Source organism: Paenibacillus sp. 01L418 (assembly GCF_056400045.1).
Genome location: NZ_JBFTSN010000715.1, coordinates 1 through 1,689, shown reverse-complemented (window position 1 = coordinate 1,689; position 1,689 = coordinate 1). Strand labels below are relative to the sequence as shown.

The window sequence follows — 1,689 nt, the reverse complement described above, 5'->3', positions numbered from 1 at the left end:
GCGCTCACTGGGCTGCTGACGACCTTGCCGCTGCTAGCATTTGCACTTATTTCTCCGCTTGCGCCACGAATGGCTCAGCGCATAAGTATGGAAAACACATTATTTATTGCAATGGTCGTGCTGACTGGCGCGATTGTAATTCGATCCCTTCCGGCGATAGCCGCTTTATTTGTTGGAACGATCTTGCTGGGCATGGCGATTGCAGTTGCAAACGTACTGCTTCCGAGCATGATAAAAAGAGATTTTCCGGCCACCGTCGGTTTAATGACTGGTTTATATTCGGTCGTGATGAATTTAGGCGCTGCTTTAGCTTCAGGTTTCAGCATTCCCATTACAGAGAAGATATCCTTGGGCTGGCAAGGTATGCTGGCCTGCTGGGCACTGCTCGCTCTAATTGCTACGATTGCATGGGTACCGCAGCTTCGTTCGTTTGCGAAGAAGGACAACAACAAAGCAGCGACGAATGGCGAGAAGAACGGAGGTCTGCTGCGCTCTGGCTTAGCTTGGAAAGTCGCATTATTTATGGGGCTTCAATCATTTTGTTTCTATGTCAACATATCATGGCTGCCTGAAATTTTGTCTGACCGCGGCATGAGTCACGTTGATGCGGGATGGATGCTGTCACTGCTGCAATTTGTCAGCTTGCCCGCGACTTTTATTATCCCTGTCATTGCGGGAAAGCAGGCAAGCCAAAGGCTGCTTGTTATTCTTACAACGATCTTGCTGCTCCTAGGATACTTAGGGCTCCTTAGCGGGAATGTGGATCTTATTCCGATTTGTATGATTTTACTCGGAATTGCCGGCGGTTCCGGCTTTAGTCTCGCAGTTATGTTTTTTGTATTGCGGACAAGCAGCACAAGGCAGTCGGCTCAGTTGTCGGGGATGGCACAGTCACTTGGTTATCTGCTTGCCGCTGCCGGACCGCTGTTGTTTGGACTCATTCATGATTTGACGAATAATTGGACTGTCTCATTAGTGATGCTAGTAGCCGTTGCCGTTATTTTTGGATATATAGGCTTCGGAGCTGGAGCGAATAAAACCATATCAGGAGCACAAGAAAAATAAATGTGTTGTGCAAATTGATTAGTGTACGCTTGAAGTTCAAGTTCGTTCTCTTGACACCGAACCGTGTGATCTTTATAATCGAAACTAACGATTTTATGCATATGGAGCGTTGAAGAGGAACAGTAATTTCGTTTGTCAGGCCTAGAGAGCCGGTGATTTATGGTGGAAGCCGGACCTGCAGCGAAATGAAGCTCGCCTTGGAGCTGTGCGATTAACGAAAGCGATGTTTACGAAACATCGTTTACGCGAAAATCACCGTTTGGCCCGCGATAAGGGCGACAAGTGAGCGATCGGCAAAGCATGTCTTTCGCTAACTAGGGTGGTACCACGGGAGAACAACCTCTCGTCCCTAGCGATAATTCGCTAGGGGCGAGAGGTTTTATGTTTTTTTGTACAATTATGCATTCAGCATTTATTTGAGAGAGGATATGAGCACATGAGTCAAGAACAGCAATTTCACGGCTATAACCCGCTTGTTGTGGAGCCGAAATGGCAGCAATTTTGGGATAAAAACAAAACGTTTCAAACGACAGAGGATGCTGAAAAACCAAAGTTTTACGCATTAGATATGTTTCCATATCCATCTGGAGCTGGCCTGCATGTAGGACATCCAGAAGGTTATAC

Annotated in this window: 2 protein-coding genes and 1 other annotated feature; both genes read left to right on the top strand. The window is 46.8% G+C overall.

All coding sequences use genetic code 11. From position 1 onward, the window contains the following. A partial coding sequence (locus tag AC1DSE_RS34980; RefSeq protein WP_477529091.1) for a CynX/NimT family MFS transporter occupies positions 1 to 1,065 on the top strand: 1,065 nt, incomplete at its 5' end. A 100-nt stretch (positions 1,066 to 1,165) separates the two neighbouring features. Continuing rightward, positions 1,166 to 1,419 (top strand) — a binding site (T-box leader). A gap of 82 nt (positions 1,420 to 1,501) precedes the next feature. Continuing rightward, a partial coding sequence (locus tag AC1DSE_RS34975) for a hypothetical protein (protein WP_477529090.1) occupies positions 1,502 to 1,689 on the top strand: 188 nt, incomplete at its 3' end.